This is a genomic window from Leptolyngbya sp. AN02str (assembly GCF_050565595.1).
Taxonomy (GTDB): domain Bacteria; phylum Cyanobacteriota; class Cyanobacteriia; order Elainellales; family Elainellaceae; genus Kaiparowitsia.
On sequence record NZ_JBNXVR010000020.1, the window covers coordinates 93,470 to 111,792 of the forward strand.

Below are 18,323 nucleotides of genomic sequence, written 5' to 3' on the forward strand. Positions count from 1 at the left end.
CGACAGCTATAGTTTGTTGTTTTTGTCGAGAATTGGTCTAGAAAACAGGATGAGAGGTTGGCGATCGCCAACCTCTCATCCTGTTTTCTAGACCCTAAACAATATGGAGCTTAACGTCAGTTTCGGTTAAGGGCTTTTCTGAGGTTTGCGCATCGCGCAAACCTCAGAAAAGCCCATTTTTGTGTGCGCGTCGCGCACGCAAAAATGGGCACTTCAGCTTATCCAAAACTCAGGGGAGCTTAGGCTTTGCCATTGCTTGTGCTGGTGACCAAGACTTCACCTTTCAGCATGCGTTGGGCAGCGTCTAACAGCATTTCCTCTAGATAGGGCTTGGTAAAGTATCCCTTAGCGCCTAACTGAATTGCCATTTGACGGTGGCGATCGGCTCCACGCGAGGTCAGCATGGCGATCGGAATGTGATTGAGATGGTTGTCTTTTTGTAGACGCGACAATAACTCTAGGCCATCCATTCGCGGCATTTCAATATCGCAGAAGACTAGGTCGCACGGTAAGCCAGAGCGTAGCTTCTCCCAAGCCTCTTGACCATCGCGAGCTTGCTCCACCCGGTATCCAACCTTGTTGAAGGTCATCGACAACAGCTCTCGTACGGTAATCGAGTCGTCTACGATGAGCACGGTGGGTTCCGTCTTGACATCGGCGGGCTCGGTTTGAGCCGGTGTGCCGCTCTTTTCCCAAAGCGAGCTACCCGCTTCGCGACGGATGCGACCCATAGATAGATCAATCAATTCCAACACGTCGGCGATGGGCATAATGCGGCCATCCCCCAGAACGGTTGCTCCAGCGATGCCCACAGGTTTGGGCATGGGGCCTTCTAACTGTTTGATTACAATCTCTTGCTCGCCTAACACCTGATCAACTTGTAAAGCGAGATAACTACCAGCATTACTGCGTAGGACGATTACCGAAACGATGTCATCTTCTTGGTTACCACCGTACACACTGCCCCGACCCAGGCTGCGGTTAAATTTCAGCAGCTCAGATAGGGGCTGGAATGGCAGCAGCTGATCGCGCCATTGAATGCAGGGACGGCCTTGATCATCCGTTTGGATGCGATCGCGCGGCACATCCAGCATATCTTCAACCCCATCCATGGGGAATGCAATCCGAGCCCGGTTGCTAATGCAGCACAGCGCCTTGGAAATGCTGAGCGTCAACGGGAGACGAATCGTGAATGTGGTGCCTCGTCCAACGGCGGAGTCAATATTAATGACCCCTCGCACTTCGTTCAGGCTGGTGCGCACCACATCCATGCCAATGCCTCGTCCGGCAAAGTCATCTGCCTTGTCGCGGGTGCTAAACCCGTGGTGGAAAATCAGATCATACACATCTAGCCGAGACATGGTTTGAGCTTCGTACTCGGTGACCAACCCCTTCTCAATGGCTTTGCGTTTAATGCGCTCAGGATCAATTCCGGCACCATCGTCACTCACCGAGATAACGGTTTGGTTGCCTTGGTGGAAGGCGCGAATCGTGATGCGTCCTGTAGGAGCTTTGCCCGACGATGCTCGCTCATCGGGTGGCTCAATTCCATGGGTAATGGCGTTGTTGACCAGGTGGGTCATTGGGTCATACAACTGTTCCAAAATCATCTTATCGATCAAGGTTTCGCGGCCCTCAATCACCAGTTCGGCCTGTTTGCCGCAGCGTAGCGAAATGTCGCGTACGGCACGAGGCAGGCGATCGGCGGTTTGGGCAAAGGGCACCATTCGCGCCCGGGTCAGGCTTTCTTGAATTTGGGTGGTGATTTGGCGGAAGTTGCGGGTAATTTGATCCGTTTCTTCAACCACAAAGTCGATGTCAGATGCCGATTCCCGAACTCGCACGATCAGCTCGATCATTTCTTGCGAGAGGGTGTGGAATCCGGTAAATCGGTCCATTTCCAACGCATCAAAGCTCATGCCAGTAGCGTGGCTGCTGGCGGCGGCCGGCGAGGTCCCAGACGACGAAGATTGGTAGCTGCGTCGGCTAGAGAGCAATGAACTTTCCAAGAGCGATCGCTCATAGAGATCGCGCATCCGTTGGCCCACGTCGCTGAGCTGCTGTACTTGATACAGCAAGTTGTCCAAAAATTGGCGAAGGCGTTCTTCCGCTTGCTCTAGGCTGTTGCGGTTGACCACCAGTTCCCCAACCAGGTTATTGAAGTTGTCGAGGTTTTTGACAGAAACCCGCATCGTTTGGTCACTGAGAACCCCTGTGCTTCGGGTCGGACGACGATTGGCCGTAGCAACTGGGCTCCGCACTCCGCGAACCGTTGGCGATCCACCCAACGTTTGGTCCGCAGACTCAAGCAATTTCTCTAGGTCGTCAAACTCATCGCCTGAGTCTTCAGCCTCAATGGGAGGAGAGGTTGGAGGAATGGTAGAGATGGGATCGCTTCCCAGCATCGCCTCTAAGTCTGCAAAGTCATCTTCGGTAGATGACGAGGTGCTGGTGAGTTGGGGAGATTCTGAGGGGGTGTCTAGCAGCGCATCCAGACCTGCAAAGTCCTCATCCAGGTCAGTATCCAAATTGGAGAAACTGTCGGTCAAAGAGTCGTTTGCGGTGGGGTTGGCCTCAAGCAAACGATTATTCAACAGATCGTCGAGTCCGCCAAAGTCCAGTTCATCGAAGCTACTGTCATGGGTGCTACTGTCATCGATGCTGGTGTCACCTGTACTGGTCAACTCGGCGCTGTCAACCTCTTTACCCAGCAGTGCATCCAAATCATTCAAACCGTCTAAGGTCTCGTCTGTCGTAGTTGCCTCTGCGGCGATCGCATCCGAGGCAAACGCATCATCCAAGAAGTTATCGAATGTGCCGAACCCGCTCACCTCCAGATCGGTTGTTGCCTCAGCGCTGGCAAATTCCTGGCTCAACAGGTCATTCAGATCATCGGCTTCCTGATCGGAATCGTTGGTTGGCTCGTTCAGCAGATCGTCCAGACTATGCGTGTCTGTGGAAGCAACGCTTTCGTCTTCCATCAGATCCTCAAACGCAAAAAGCTCGCCTGCGTCATCGGCTGAGATATCAGCGGCGAGACCGTCTTCTTCTCCGAGATCAAGCGTGAATGCTAAATCGTCTGTGCTACTAGCGAAGCCAGCTGAATTCGAGGCATCCAAATCTAAATCTGATGAGTCAGCACTTAAGGCTTCTAGTCCAAGGTCAAATGAATCAGAGGTGTCGTTATCTAGCGCTTCTAGCCCGAAGTCAAATGAATCAGAGGTGTTGTTATCTAAGGCTTCTAGCCCTAAGTCGAATGAATCGGTCTCGGATGTCTCGGGGCTAGTATCTGTGTTTTCTGCTGATTCATGATTCAGGCCCAAATTCAGCAGATCAACGTCAAGGTCTTCCTCGTTGGATGGGGAGAACTCATGGCTTGAAGCATCTAGGGCGGCGTTCAAGTCAAAACTACCATCAAGTTCTGCAAATTCCAGGTCATCCAGACTTTGGCCTTCTTGAGGGCGATCGCCCTCCAAGTCTTCTTGATTGAGCAGACTATCTAGCGCAAAATCGTCTGCCTCCGATGTGTCTAACGTTTCGAGATCGGTTGCGCTGATGGAATGATCCTGAACTGTCAGCTCAGACTCATCTGGAAGTTGATCACTGGATGGAAGTTCATCAAGAGCATTCAGCGGATGCAGCGGGTCATCCAAATTGCTGGAAGGATCTGCCCACAGATCGGCACTGACATCGGCATCGGCACCATCCCAAAGAGCTGGAGCCGTTTCCAAGGCTTCCAGACCATCTTCAGAGTCAAGGGCATCTAACCAACTGATTGCCGGAAGCTCGGTTGATTCGGTTTCGGCGTATGCCTCGGTATCGCCATTGATATCCGCAGCCCTGTCCACATCCACGGCCTCTGTCGCAAAATCCGTTTCAGGGTTGAAGGGCTGGTCGGTAATTTCGATATCTTCTGAGAAATCGATGGAGTCGAAGCCAGATGTCTCAGTACTGGCCAGATCTCCCGAATTCTCGTCAAATAAACCTTCAAACTCCGATATGTTGGCATCAGTGTCTGAGGTTAGCGAAGCTTCAAAAAGGCTGCTGTCATCTAGCGATTCGGTGTTGATGCTGCCAAAAAGCTCGCCCAACTCGCCGAACTCTCCGCCATTGTCTGTGTCCGGTGGGATGCTATCGAGTGGTTCTGTGTCAGCTGATAAATCCAGCAGATCCTCAAACGGATTGCCAGTGTTTTCCTCAAGTGCCACTTCGGGAAGCGCTTCATGACTGGCTTCTGAACTGGTGAAAGCGTTCTCAAAGTCTATGGAATCTGCGGTACTCTCGCTGAGATCGTCAGAGCCCTCAGCAAAATCCATCGAGTTAAAGAAGCCAGATAGATCTTCCTCTTCTACCACGTCGTCTTGGGCGGTAGCGGTGTCCGTGTCTTGGTGAGTCAGCAAATCGGAAAAGTCGTTGGATTCGTCCAGCTCAAGGGGTTCTGGCAAGACGGCATCGATAGAGCTGATCGCTGTGTCTTCTTCCCAGTTCAAGCCTAAATCAGGAGCGTCAGCCTCAAAGAGGTCTGCCAAGCTATTGAGTTCTGCCATGCCAACCTGAGGCCCGCGATCGCTCACGCTTCCAGCAGCTGGCTCATCCTCCAGCAGCTCATCCATCGACAGGATTTCGTCAGGCTGTTGTACATAAGTGCCATCTGTGATGGGCTGGTTGGCTTCGGCCATCAATTCTTCAAAGCCAAAAGCGGGTTCGCTCTCGCTCACTTCGGCTAGGTCGGCTAGGTCGAGTGCTGGAGCATCGGGTTCGCCAGCAAAGAAGTCAAAGACATCCAGCTCTTCTAGCTCGGGTTCAGCCAGAACTGGAGTCATGGAGCGAAGCGTTTCGCTAGCAGCAATTTGGGCAGAGTTTCCCGCCAAAACTTGCTCTTGTGCTTGCTTAATGTCTTTGATAATGACGGGAGCAAGCGCACGGAAGCTGTTCTCGGTATGGGCGATCGCCCGCTTGGCAACCTCGACGAGATCTCCCCAAGCCGTGAGATCAAACTGTTCTCCTGCTTGAGTAAGCGACTGGCACAGATCTAGTAGCTGCTGCCGTACCTCGGGCACGTCAGGTTGCTTAAATAGCTGCAGCATATCGCGCAAACGGGCTGGCACATCGCTCTGAAAAATGAGCAAAAATGCGCTGTCTTCTCGGCTTTCACTAACAGCCGCTGCAGGGCGAGAAACAGGTGCGGGTGTCGGAGTAAGCTGCACATCTTCTGGCGGGGTGCTACCTGCTTGCTGAACCAGCGTACTGAGGTGACTGTTCAGCTCTGTAAACACAGGCTCAATGGATGCCATGACCTCATTGGCTTTGTCATCCGTTAGCCCAAATGGACCCTGTAGCTGATCGAGCAATTCTTTTAATACGTCAAACACGTTGAGCAACAGCGTTTCAAGCCTTTGATCAACGCGAATAGGACACTCTTTCAAGACTTTGAAGTAGTCTTCCAGTCGGTGAGAGGTCTGCTGAATGCTGTCCAACCCCAACATGGCGGCTCCGCCTTTGACGGAGTGAGCAGCTCGAAAGACTTCACTTGCCAGCTCCGCATCGGCAATGGTGCTTTGGAGGTTTAGCAGTCCTTGCTCAATAGTGTTGAGATGATCCTTGGCCTCCTCAATGAAGTACCCCAAGATCCGCTGTTGTTGTTCCGACAGCATAGCCGTATTCCTTGTATGTCGTGGGATGCGTCCTGCTTAACGACGGCAGTAAACAGGTCTTTCTTAAAACAGTGCAACTCGTGCGATCAACCGTATCCGTGGCGCTGTGAGTAAACATGCTGGAGAAGCATGATTGACACCTCCCCATTCCTTGCCTTTAATGTACCCGATTCGGTTGGAATCGCGATCAACCTGCTGATGAGCCTACTTTTCAACGCGGAATCGTTCCACAGAGTTGAGCAGGTCACGGGCGACTCCCACCAGATTTTGCAAAGAGCCAGACACCCGTTGCGCTTCTTGCGAGGTCTCTTGAGCGGTCAATTCTACCGACTGCATCACCTGGGCCACGGCGCGGGAGGTTTCGGTTTGCTCAACGGTGTCTGCCGTAATCGATCGCACCAGTACGTCAATGCGGTTCGACACCTGAATGATATCCTCGAGCGATCGCTTAGCTTGTTCGGCCAGACGGGTCCCCTCAATAACCTGTTGGGTGCCCTCTTCCATGGCCGTCATCACGGATCCGGTTTCACTTTGAATCTGCAACACGATTTGCTCAATTTCCTTCGAGGCCTTGGCGGCTCGGTCGGCCAACTGTCGCACCTCATCGGCCACAATGGCAAAGCCTCGTCCGGCTTCACCCGCTCGCGCCGCTTCAATACTGGCGTTCAGAGCCAACAGGTTCGTCCGTGAGGCAATTTGGGAAATCAAGGCCACAATCTTAGAAATTTCTTGTGAAGATTCGGCGAGACGCTTCACTTTGCGGGTCGTTTCAGCCACCGTTTCCCGAATCTCGAGAATACCGGATACTGTGCGTTCCACGGCTTCCCCACCCTTCAAAGCGGTGGCAGATGCAGAACGGGCCACTTCCTCGGCCTCGCGAGCGCTCTCGGCCACCCGCTGAATCGAATCGGTCATCACCTGTACGGAATTCAGCGTCACAGCCAACTCTTCTGCTTGACGCAAAGCATCCGATGAGAGCGATCGCGCAAAAATTTCGTTCTCCGCAGAGCCCTTGGCAACTTGGCGAGCCGCAGTTTTCACCTGCTCCACAATTTCCCGCAGGTTTTGAATCGTCAGGTTAAACGAGTCAGCAACCGCACCCAGCACGTCGGCCGTCACCTCTGCTTGCACCGTCAAGTCGCCTCGGGCGGCCCCTTCCACATCGTCTAGCAAACGAATCACCTGACGCTGCAAATCTTCTTTGGCCTGCTCTTGCTCTTCGGCTTTCCGCTGGGCCTCGCTCGTCGTAGTCAAAATCACTCGCGCCATCCGGTTAAAGCCCGCCGACAGTTGGCCAAACTCATCTTCCGAATATACGGTCGCTTGGGCATTCAGATTTCCCTGAGATACCGCATCAAACTGCGCTTGCAAATCACTAACGGAGCGTCGGAGCTGTTTATTCGTGACCCAGCCCAGTGCCGCCGCCGCTCCTGCTCCGATAATGCCTGCTGCGGCTGCTTGTGCTAAATCCGTGGTACGGGCATAGGGGATTACCGTTGGCTTGTCTTCGTTCGTCACAAAAAAGTTTGATGCGACAAAGCCCACAGTTGCAACCGCCAGCATGGAGACAACACCCGTTACACCAGCGACAATCCAACGCTTGGTTGACAGAGGTGCATTTTCAATCGGAGCTAGCCAGCCCTGGTCTACCGAAACTTCTAGGTCATCCCCGTGACTTTCGGTGAACATTGGCAACGAATCCGATGTTCCAGAAATACTGAAAATTTCGTCTTCGCGAATAACGGACTGATCGGCACTTTCGCTAAAGTCAAAATTGATGTCGCTTGAAGAGACGCCTTTACTGTTAATGGCAAAGCTGTCTCCAGCGACCGATGGACTGGTAAACCCAGCCGAATTATCGGAGAGATCAAAATCAGGCAAACTGCCTAAATCGTCGAACTCTTCAAAGTCATCCAAAAAGCCAGAACTACTTGTTTCCGAACTAGTTGAACTGATGCGGGGGTCTTCACTCGTAGAAAAGTCTTCTAAGCTGTCAAGCTCCTCAAAGTTATAGCTGTGATTTCCATTGGGTGAGACCAATGTGTAATCATCGTCTTCAAGGTCGCCGCTTTGCTGCCCGTAGGTGCTGGGGGCAAACTCAGAAGAGCCAGAGCTAGGGTAGCCAAACGTCTGTTCAGGATTGGAATTCGCTTCAAACTCATCCGCTCCCATAAACAGGGTTTCGTCCTCTCCCGATTCTTGGTTGGCCGAATAGCCACCCATGTTGGTAGGCGAAGTGTAGCCTAAATCGCTTTCAGGGGTTGAAAAGTCATAGGCCGATGCATCAGGAGAGGAAGAGAGATAGGAGTCGTCTAGCCCTAACTCATCGCCTTCACCAAAGTCGGACGAGTTGCTGAAATCAAAATTATCGAACTCGGGACTGTTGTTATAGTCGGTGTCGCTCAGGTCATTAATACCGCTTGGAAATGGCTCGTAGTTGTCTGGTGTTGCGGAGTCAAACGGTGAGCTTTGGGCAAAGGGATCGCTGCCATAGGCATCCGAGTCATCAAGCGGTGTGTAGTCTGAGTCGGTGGCTGCGAAGGGATTGTCGAAGGATGCTGCTGGCTGAGCATCTGCGAAGGCATTGTCGGCACTGCCTAGCCCAAGATCGTCAAACTCATCAAAATTAATTTCATCTCCGAAATCGCTTTGAACTTCTTCGTACTGTCCGTATTGCGAGTCGGTGGTGCTCAGAAATTCGGCATCGATATCGGCATATCCCGCTTGGGGGGCTTCATCGTTAAAGTCAGGCTCGGCGCTGGTTAGGCCGCTTTCCTCTTCGAACTGAGCTGCGGTTGAGAGTCCATTGTTGGCGTATTCTAGAAATTCAGGATCGGACGTGAGGGTGAGTACTTCCTGATATTGCTCTTTGGCAAGGCTATATTGCTGCAGGCCATAACAGTAGATATGACCACGCAGCAGGCGGATACTTGGATCGCTGGGGTGGCTTTCAACCAAACGATCGATGATTTCGGCTGCAGTTTCGTAGTTTCCCTGCATATAGGCTTTTTCAGCCTGCTGATATTCTTGTGCGTAGTCAGTGCCTGATCCCATTTGCCTTGCTCCTACCCATGCATTTGTCCGAATCTGCTGAATGCTGAATATCTCTGCCTATGCGGCCCATCGTGCCGAACGAAGAATCGCGACCTGATCAAGCAACCGAAGTCGGCGATCGCCCTCGTTATGAAATACCCACTCTCCTCGGAGAAATGGAGCCATTCCGTCTGGGACGTTGGTTGGCATGAGAATCTCTTCAATATCGAGCCAAACCATGCCATAAATGCGGTCAACTGCTAAGGCTAACATAGTGTCTTGATCTTCGACCGCAACAACAGAAATCTCGGGGCGATCGGTGCTAAGCAGAGTCGCATCTCCCAAGAATTGTCCTAAATCCGCCACCCAAACAACTCTACCCCGCACATTGAGAGTACCCAATAGCAGTGGAGAAACGTTCGGGATCGGGGTAATTCGATCTGGAGGAACGGAGATAACCTCTTTGATGCCCGTGGCCGGTAAGGCAAATTCGTCACCGGATGTGGTGAAAAACCGAAGATGCAACTCCCCCTCAGGACTTTCAAGCGCCTGTAACTCAGGTGCTTGATCGGGGCCTCTAGCGGTCAAAAAATCCGGATTGCCAATCATGAGGGGGTGTCCTATCTGCGTAACAGTTGCTTTACGGTGCCAACCAGTTCAGTAGGTTGGAAGGGCTTTGCGATGTAAGCGTCTGCCCCTTGTTTCATGCCCCAATATCGGTCAAACTCTTCTCCTTTGGAGGAGCACATCACAACGGGAATGTTTTGGGTAACAGGGTTGGATTTGATTTGGCGGCAGACTTCATACCCATTCATGCGGGGCATCACAATGTCGAGAACGACAAGGTCAGGGATTTTGTCTTGAATTTGCTCAAGGGCTTCCACTCCGTCACTGGCGACAGCTACGTCGAGTCCGCTGCCCTTGAGCAGATCGGTGATCATTTCTCGTTGAGTGACGCTGTCTTCTACGACCAGGACTCTACTCATAGCTGTTTACTCTGTAACCAATTAGTTCTAAGGGGTGGAATGGGATTGATGATGGGGTGGACATGGCTGATGACAGGGTTTAAGACTCAACCAAGACATATCGACAGGTTCGCTGCCTAAGTCAATGGGGCAATCGATGGAGATGACTCGGCAATATCAATTTCTAACTCATTTTCCAAGTCTTCGGCTAACAATTTGTCGGGCCTGGGAGAATTCACATCACCCGGCCCGACGTAGGTTTCGATGAGGGTTAACAGTTCTCCTTCACCGAACGGCTTGGTGAGGTAGTCGGTGGCACCTACGATCTTGGCTTTGATGCGATCGATAAAGCCATCTCGTCCGGTCAGCATGATGATGGGAGTTTGGCGGAAGCGATTGGACTTGCGGAGCATGGCACAAATTTCGTAACCATCCAGCTCGGGCATGGAAATATCACAAAGGATGAGATCTGGCTTGAGCTGAAAAACCAGGCTCAATGCCTTAAGCGGATTGCCAATGGAGCTGGCTTCGTAACCATGTTCGTTGAGAATGTGTTCGACGGTTTGACGGATGGCGATGCCGTCATCAATACATACAATGCGGGGGGGCAGGGCTGTATGACCGGGATCGGGCAGCGAAGCGATGGCTGGCGTTTGACTAATTGGTGGATGTAGATGGACAAGACCCTGCTGGATACATGGATAGATCGCTCGCGCTACGGTTAGAATGTCGCGGTTGAGATAGCGAGCAATTTGCCGAATTGAAGTTTTGCTATCAACCCATTTGGCTAGGTTGTTGAAGGTGGTAATGCTCAGGGTGTCTTTGAGCTGGGCAACGTCGGCGATCGCTGGACATTGGTCAGGAGACTGAATCAGGGGATGAAGCTGCTTCCATCCTTGCACCTGTTTGATGATGTCTCGCGCTAGGGGTTCGATTTCCAGTTCCACAAGTTGGGGTGCCAACGGCTGACCCATTTCAAAAATGAAGGAGCCGTGATGCAGCGTCAGCAAATCAAATAAGGTCTCCTGCACCATGCTGCGAATAATGGTGCGCCCTTGGGCTGGGGTCAGGGTGTGGTTTTCGAGCAGAGCCCAAAGGTGTCCATACTCGGGCGTATTGATGGTGGCGATCGCCGTTGAAAAGGTTAGACTGCTGAGCCGTTTGCCAACTTTGTAGCGTCGTAAGTGGTCTTGCAGGCGCGAAAGATCGGAACCCGTGTCGCCTGCGTACACAATGCGACCATTTACAAAAAACACAAACCATGACCGCTCAAGCGGGGCTTTGGTCGCACGGTTCCACAGGGCCGAACGACGATGAGCCCCTGTTTCTCCCAGGCTGCTAGGAGTGCTGTACGCCTCCACATACAGCTCCCCTGTGCGTTGACCCAGTTCGATCAACTGCAGGATGCTGCGAATATCAATTTCGTTCAAGTTGCCCTGCATGTAGCCAAAGGTTCCATGAAAACCACTCGGACCTCTTGAGCTTTAAGATTCCCCACTCGGCTCAAGGAATAGACATCGAAGAACAGAATGATTGAACTGCCGGCGAAACACCGAGGCCCTAAAACTGATGCACATTGGCAAAAGTGGCGAAAAGCGTTGCTCTAAGCTCTTGTTAAGCCGTTGGCTAAACTGAATCAGGGTCAGGGAGAAACTTAACTTAGTCTAGTGTTGTCATCAATATAGCGTCCGTTGGTCGTCCTAGGTACGGATCCCATAAGTTTGTCTGGTGAGATGAAGGTTGGCTGATTGCAGATTGACTGAACGGTTAACCCAACGGTTAACTGAACATTGATGAAACTTAGCAGAGTTTGATCTCAGGTTTTGACGGCTACCGTCATGGGCTGTCTGCAGGCTGTTGAGACTCGAATGAAAAGTGCAGGGATAGCTGTTGACTGTTGACAAAATACGGGCATGCTAGGTCATGAGGACGGTGGGTTTGGAGTTTTGGCTGAGGCGGTAAGTGGGTAGGGCGAATATTTGGCTGGTTCTACATGGCGATCGCTATCTGCTTGGCTCTGTTAAGGGAGCCGTAGATCAAGATCGAGCTGAGTCGGTGCAGTGAGTGAACGTGAGGAACGGTTGATTGAAGGCGATCGCCCAGTCACTCTCACATTGAGCTGTGCTTGATCAAAACTAGAGGCATCCTGGCGAATTCAGCAGTAGAGGACTGCCTAAATGGAATGATGATGTTAAATTTGATGAGATAAGAGCGATGGAGCCTTTCAGCTCAAGTAGCCAACCTAAATTCTCAAGCTACACTGGATTGCAACTGCATCTCCTTTTACAAAGACAGTTCAATTCTCTACATAATTTAAATTTCAGTTTCACCGACCAAGACCAGTTCAAATTAATCGACAATCTTGACCAATAGATTGCCAAATAATTTTCTGGTATAGATTAAGTCTCTGAAAAAAATCGTTTTCAATTGTGTAACTGAATTCGATTGATGAAGGCTCTTGAGGCTCTACAGCGTACCGTTTAGGTATGACGTAACACTTGAGCGATCGTCTCCTTGTTGGTTGCGGTTTCCACCCTGTGGTGATGTGCTGAATTCGGTGTGTTGCACCGATTGAAACGGTAGCGGTTTCATAATTTTAAGGAGATCCACTCAGGACTCTGATAGAAACCGCGAATAGGTCTAGAGTTAGTTGTGATCGAACACTGAGAAGATACGGAAGAGGATTACTGGCGTGCTGTATCTGGCAGAAGTACAGAGAAAGAAAGGGGTTATCGGCAGTGGTAAACCTGAGCTAAGGCTGCTCGCGTGCCAGAGGGGCGAGAACAGCTGGAGCGCAGTACCGGGTGAGGAAGTCATTTCGGCACCCGATGATGTCGCCTACGCCGCTGGTGTATTGGTGATGGCTGAGGTGGGTGGCAACCGCCAGGTACAGCGTATTAATGAGGCGGGTCGCCAGTTGGTCAGCATTCTGCAGGGTTTTACCCGGATGCAGGATAAGTTCAAAACCCAAGAAGAAGAAATCGAGCAGTGGAAGCAGTCGCTCACCTATCAGAGCCAAGAGTTGAATCGGCGGGAACTAGACATGGAAGCCCGCGAAGAACAGCTTCAACAAATGGAAGAGGACTTTGAAAAGCTAGAGCAGCAGCGGCAAGAAGTCGAAACCCATAAAGAAGAAGTTGACAATCTGCGACAAGAATACGATCGAAAGAGCCAAGAGCTAGAAGGGGCGTGGGCACAACTGCGGGGCGAGATGGCCAAGCTCGAAGAAATGCAGGCGGATGCAAGTCGCGCGGTTGGCCTGGATGAGGACAAAGCTCGGCAGATGCAAGAGTTGTTGGATCGCCTTTCGGGGGCGATCGCACCCACTGAGGCCGTGCGTGACCAGCTCAACCACTCGTTTGAAATCTTGGGGCAGCACCAGAGCACGGTTGAAACTCAGCATCGAACCATCGAGGAGCAAAGGGCACAGGCTCAGCAGCACGAAGAATCGCTCAATCAGCAAATTCAGGATATTCAGGCTCGCTGGCAAGAGTGGAAGCAAGCGCAAGCAGCGCTTGAGCAGGCAAAAGCTGAGCTGCAATCACGCCAACAGGCCCTTGACCTAAAGCAGACCTACATTGACAGATTGACTCAGCAAGTTAAACAGCAAGACGAGCTGTACAAACAGTTTTGCCAACTAGTCGAAAGCTCAGACAGCTTTAGCATTGGGGGCAAGGTTGATATTGCCGCCTTGGAAAACATGTCGCTAGAGGACTTGGAAACCACCGTTCGCGACATGGAAAAAGATCTAGAAAAAATGTCGGGCTATGTGGGGAGCCAGGAAGAGGAACTAAAGGCGCAGCAAGAAGCCATTGACGCCCTTCAGCAGCAGATTCAAAACACCTCTGAATATGAGCGATTGCAGCTGGAATCGGAGATGGCAGACGAGCAAGACCGTTATCGGATGCTTGATGAAACGTTGGTGGGCCAGCGCCGTAACCTGCAAGAGCGGCGCGAAGTCTTAAAACAACACCAAGCTGTTTTAGCGCGACGCCAAGGGATTTCGACAGGAGATAGTTTGGAGCCGGCAATTGATCTCTCGCCTGTGATCAATCAGTTGGAAGCCCTGAAGCAAGACTTGCTGCAAACCATTCAAGCGGTGCAGGCCGAGGTGCGCGAACTCCAAAGTTCTGCCGACCAAGCCCGGGCGTCTGTGGAGCAACAGGCTGGAGAGCAAGAGGCTCGCTGGCAAGCGATTCAGCAGCAAGAGCAAGAGCTACAGCGCCAAAAGGCGGCGGCGGGTGAGCTATGGGGTAGAGTCAATGTCTACCAAGACGTGATGCAAATGGTTCACGGTAGTGTCGATGGCCTCAAGGAAAAGCTGGAAGCAATTTCTGGCGTTATGTCGGAATTTCAAGAAGCCAGTGACTATCAGCTACAGGCGATCGCTGAAATGCGCCAAATGATTGCTGTTCTTACCCAAAGCCAAACTCCTGAGTACGTTGCTTCTTAATCGTTGCTTCTTCGCACTCACTGTACTCGATTACAACTTGATTACAGAGTAGTTAATACAATCCAGTCACCCTCTACTCGTGCGATCGCGCCTTTGGGTAGAGGGTCTGTTTGGGAGCGGTTTGGGGCGGTAATCAAGGCGTGCAGTTTGCCGACCTGCTCAAAATTGGGATGGTTGGGCAAATGCATTTGTAAGAATTGCCGCAGCGCTCGCCGCTGGAGGGCGGTTGCTGCCGAGTGCAAGATGCGACGATTCACCGCAGGTTTGCCACTCGGCGCGATCGCTTGAGCCAACAGGCGCGAGGCCTCCGCTTCTAGGTATGCCACATCGGCTTGGAGTAGCTCAGCGGTTTGGCTTAGATGGTGCTCAACCTTTGGGTTGAAGTGCGTTTGTAGATAGGGGAGTAGATCGAGACGAATGCGATTGCGAGCGTAGCTTCGATCCGAATTTGTTGTATCTTCCCAAATGGAAATACCGTGCTCCTGGCAAAATTTCCCCGTTTCCTGGCGCGTTGTGTTCAATAAGGGCCGAATGAGCTGAATCCTCTCGGTGAGCGATCGCCGCCAGGTTAGCGCTTGCAATCCATCTGCACCGCTCCCACGCATGAGGTTGTGCAACAAGGTTTCGGCGCGATCGCTCGCTGTATGACCTGTCACAAGGTACGAGTATCCCTGAACTTGCGCCATTTCGATTAAGGCTTGATAGCGCCAATCCCGAGCCGCTGCTTCTGTGGTCGGCAGCATCGATGGCGCGATCGCCACCTCATAGGGCAGATTCCAGCTTTGGGCAAACGTTTCAACATGGGCTGCATTGGCATGGGCATCATTCCGCCAGCCATGGTTACAGTGCGCTACGCCCAGCGTCCACTCCCACTTTGGCTGCAAATCTCGCAGCAGCTTGAGCAAACAAAGAGAATCTTGCCCACCAGACACAGCAACCAAAATCCCTTGCCCAGGTGGTAGCAACTGCCGCTTGAGCAACGTTTGGTGTAGCCGAGCATGCAATGGAGTCCACGAAGACGCATTGGGCATATGCAGAGTCAAAGGGGCGCAGAAATTTCGACAGAGCAATTGCTTGCTGATTTGTAGGCTTCTTCAGGAGAATGGCAATCGCAGCCATTCAGGAATCTGTGAGATGAGTGTTGGCCCTCAATAGGGTGCTGTTTGTCATGGGCAGTTTGGTGAAGCCCTTGGGCAAATTTTGCCGTGAGCTGCCCTTGCTGAAAGGAATGCAATTGCTACCCTAAGGTGTGAGCAACCATGCGAGAGCGATCGAAGTAGGACTGACATTAAATCAGTCTTCAATAGAGCAAGCCCATACCCGATTGCTCATAGCTACCACTTGCAGCTACCGTTCTAACTCCCATTGCCGATATTTGACTATGTTCTCTAGTACTCATCGTTGAACTCATCGTAGACAGGTTCAACCGTTGTATACACTTCATCGCGGTAGGCAGGGCGCTCGGAGCGATTGGCATGACGTGGTGTTTCTTCTTTTAATAGCTTTTGTGGCTCAGGATAAAACTCGAGGCGAATACGCACACGTCCCCGCTGCCAGCCCTGATTGGCTAGGCGCAATGCCTCACAGCGTAGGCCAGTACTAAACCAGCCCTCGCACTCATCGGACCACTCTGCCTCTTGTTCGCTAATGACCTGAGCCAGCGCATCCAAAAATTCGCTGACTTTGAAGGTGGCATTGGGCATCAAGATCCGTCCCGATCTGATGTGCAAAACCTCATCATCACTCAACAGGCTGTAATCGCGATCCATTCGTTTTGTCCCTCTATGACTGCGCCAACATCATTCTTGCGCGAACCTATATTCTTGCGCCAATCTATCCTAGCGCTTGCTGCTTCACAGACAACCAATCCCAACGACAGACAGGAGGCAATGAGATGTAGTGCTAGGTCGTGTACTGAGAAGAATAGAAGAATACGTTAAAAGAACCAGCCGTAGCTGTGGAGCCCTTTGCCCAACAGATTGACCCCAAGGTAGCAAACCCAAACCACCAAAAACCCCGAAGCTGCCAAAAAGGCAGGACGACGACCCTGCCAGCCACGAGTAATTCGGGCATGTAAGTAGGCTGCAAATACCAGCCATGTAATGAGCGCCCAGGTTTCTTTGGGATCCCAGCTCCAGTATGATCCCCAAGCTTCGTTGGCCCACACCGCCCCAGCAATAATGCCAATGGTGAGCAGCGGAAAGCCAAGGCCGATGATGCGGTAGCTGATGTTGTCGAGTGTGTCGGCTATGGTAAGGCGTTGTGGCGACAGGGTTTGAGTTGCGCCTGTCGCGGTGGCGGGTGCCAAAACTGCGGTGCCGCCGCTGGGGTTAGGTTGCGGTGCAGACTCAATCACTTCGCCATGGCGGCGTAGTCGGTAACGGGCATCTCGGTAGGCTCCGGTGCCGACTGAGCTACCGCGCAGCTCGATCGCTTGACCTCGGGTAACGATCAAGAATGCGATCGCCAACAACGCTCCCACCATGAGGCAGGCATAGCTGAGTAGCATCACGCTCACATGCATCATGAGCCAGTTGGACTTGAGTGCAGGTACCAGGGGTTCGGAGTGTTGCATTTGGTCGGGAAGAGATAACGCAGCAAACGCTGCGATCGCCATGGCAACTGGTGCAGTGAACGCTCCCACCAAACGACTGCGGCTCATTTGCTCAGCAAGGAAGTGAACGGCGGTGATGCCCCAGGCAATAAAGAACAATGATTCGTATAAATTGCTGAGGGGAAAGTATCCAGCTTCGATCCACCGAGCCCCAAGCAATGCTGCCATGCACAGGTTGGCGATCGCCATGCCAGTAGAACCTAGCGTTGCTAAATAGGGTGCAGTTGGAAATGCAACCCCTGTCCAGTACACCAGCATTGTGGCAAACAAGACGGCAAATGATGCATTATCTAACCAACCTTGTAGGGTTACTAAATCCATACTGCTATGCTCCTGGCCATTGTTGCAGTCAACGCATGATCACTATCACTCTCTATCCTATCGAGTCTTGGAGCATTGAAGGGAGGCTAATGGCATGAGAACCTGGGTCGGGTCAAGGAAGTTTGGCTAGCTACGCACGTTGATGTTGATGGCTATCGTGTGAACGAGCCTCCCAGTGACACGATCAGGACTGACGCAAGCCCACTAAATCTGGTGTATTGGTGTTGTGGGTAGGGTGCGAAACCCTACCCACAACACCAATGCGTAAGTCCAGACGATTTAGAAACGGTGGCGATCGCTCATGACCGAGTTGTGGGATCGCTGTTTTGTAGCCGGGTCAGCACCAAATCGATGAAACCGAACAAAAAGGCCAGGAATTGCATCCTGGCCTTGGAGTCATCTAACTGTCTAGAGATTGAGTCTCTGAAAGAGAACCGTTAGAACCGTTCAGTTTCGCGAGGTAACGCATTCTCTCCAAACCCAGGCTGATTCAAGAACAAATTCTTAGCAGCGTCGTTTTGGTATACGCAGTCAATCTTGGGCTTTTCGTTGGGACGATCGAGGTTACCCGTAAAGCCAAAGGTGTTCAGCCGTTGACGGCACTGGCGTACATCGTCAGAACTGACCAAATTTTGGCGCTCCAAAATGGACCAGTTGGTGCTGCGGAGAACACAACCGGGTTGCATTGCTGGCTGCGATACATACACGTTAAACGGGTTAAGCGTAACGAAGGCGCGCAAGTCCATCGTGATGGAACTTGCCCCATACTGGGCACACATTTCTGCGTTGGGTGCACTGCGGTCGATAACTTCGCGGGAGGCAATATTTTCAGGGCCAAAGTTTGCAGTTGAGCTAAAGGCAATCCCCAACCCAATTCCTAAAATGAATACCGCCGCCATAATGGCAGCCGTGGTGTAGTTGAACGCAGCAGCGACTGGATTTCGGTTCTGCGGCTCTACCGGAGGTCTTTGCGACACGTTTCTGGGCGGCATGGGTCTTCGTCTCATAGTGAGAGGAATGAGGGGTAGGTTGACAAATTGCCGGGTGCAATGCACCACAGACTTTAACGTTCAGTATAGCTTTTGATTACGAAAACCGTCTCTATCAACTCTCAGAACATCGTCATCCATGAAATGGCCTGAATGGCTTTTACATCTGTTCGTGAGCTGAACCCATAAGACTCAACTCAGCCGCATCCATTTAGCAATTAACAGAACTTACGCAAGTCTGCCAGCTCTAGTGTGTGTGTTGTGGGGGGGGGGGGGGGGGGGGCCCCACCCCCC

10 protein-coding genes are annotated in these 18,323 nt (G+C 51.9%); 1 reads left to right on the forward strand and 9 read right to left on the reverse strand.

What is annotated here, in order from left to right; translation table 11 throughout:
- Nucleotides 1-239: 239 nt before the first annotated feature.
- From ACQ4M4_RS16235 to ACQ4M4_RS16255, 5 genes are all read right to left on the reverse strand, one after another.
- On the reverse strand, nt 240-5,654 hold the full coding sequence (locus ACQ4M4_RS16235; protein WP_430685483.1) for a response regulator: 5,415 nt from the start codon (nt 5,652-5,654) through the stop codon (nt 240-242).
- Nucleotides 5,655-5,858: 204 nt separating this feature from the next.
- Nucleotides 5,859-8,708: a methyl-accepting chemotaxis protein gene (locus ACQ4M4_RS16240; protein ID WP_430685484.1), complete on the reverse strand. Its 2,850-nt coding sequence runs from the start codon at nt 8,706-8,708 to the stop codon at nt 5,859-5,861.
- Between the two features lie 57 nt (nt 8,709-8,765).
- Entirely contained in the window at nt 8,766-9,296 is a 531-nt protein-coding gene (locus ACQ4M4_RS16245) for a chemotaxis protein CheW (RefSeq protein WP_430685485.1), read from the reverse strand.
- Nucleotides 9,297-9,307: 11 nt separating this feature from the next.
- Nucleotides 9,308-9,673, reverse strand: a complete 366-nt coding sequence (locus ACQ4M4_RS16250) for a response regulator transcription factor (protein ID WP_430685486.1) — start codon at nt 9,671-9,673, stop codon at nt 9,308-9,310.
- A 116-nt stretch (nt 9,674-9,789) separates the two neighbouring features.
- Nucleotides 9,790-11,094, reverse strand: coding sequence for a response regulator (locus ACQ4M4_RS16255; protein ID WP_430685487.1), 1,305 nt, complete (start codon nt 11,092-11,094; stop codon nt 9,790-9,792).
- Nucleotides 11,095-12,344: 1,250 nt separating this feature from the next.
- Here ACQ4M4_RS16255 and hmpF point away from each other — a divergent pair.
- A complete protein-coding gene (hmpF, locus tag ACQ4M4_RS16260) occupies nt 12,345-14,105 on the forward strand; it encodes a pilus motility taxis protein HmpF (protein ID WP_430685488.1) in 1,761 nt (586 codons plus the stop codon).
- A 41-nt stretch (nt 14,106-14,146) separates the two neighbouring features.
- On the opposite strand, the gene tilS is transcribed toward hmpF, so the two are convergent.
- The 4 genes from tilS to ACQ4M4_RS16280 all read right to left on the reverse strand — a co-directional run bounded on the left by tilS (nt 14,147) and on the right by ACQ4M4_RS16280 (nt 18,032).
- Nucleotides 14,147-15,136, reverse strand: a complete 990-nt coding sequence (gene tilS / locus ACQ4M4_RS16265) for a tRNA lysidine(34) synthetase TilS (RefSeq protein WP_430685489.1) — start codon at nt 15,134-15,136, stop codon at nt 14,147-14,149.
- Between the two features lie 357 nt (nt 15,137-15,493).
- Nucleotides 15,494-15,874: a KGK domain-containing protein gene (locus ACQ4M4_RS16270; RefSeq protein ID WP_430685490.1), complete on the reverse strand. Its 381-nt coding sequence runs from the start codon at nt 15,872-15,874 to the stop codon at nt 15,494-15,496.
- A gap of 167 nt (nt 15,875-16,041) precedes the next feature.
- Complete coding sequence (ccsB, locus tag ACQ4M4_RS16275; RefSeq protein ID WP_430685491.1) at nt 16,042-17,040, reverse strand: c-type cytochrome biogenesis protein CcsB; 999 nt, start codon at nt 17,038-17,040, stop codon at nt 16,042-16,044.
- Between the two features lie 437 nt (nt 17,041-17,477).
- Entirely contained in the window at nt 17,478-18,032 is a 555-nt protein-coding gene (locus ACQ4M4_RS16280) for a DUF3172 domain-containing protein (RefSeq protein ID WP_430685492.1), read from the reverse strand.
- Between the last annotated feature and the right edge of the window lie 291 nt (nt 18,033-18,323).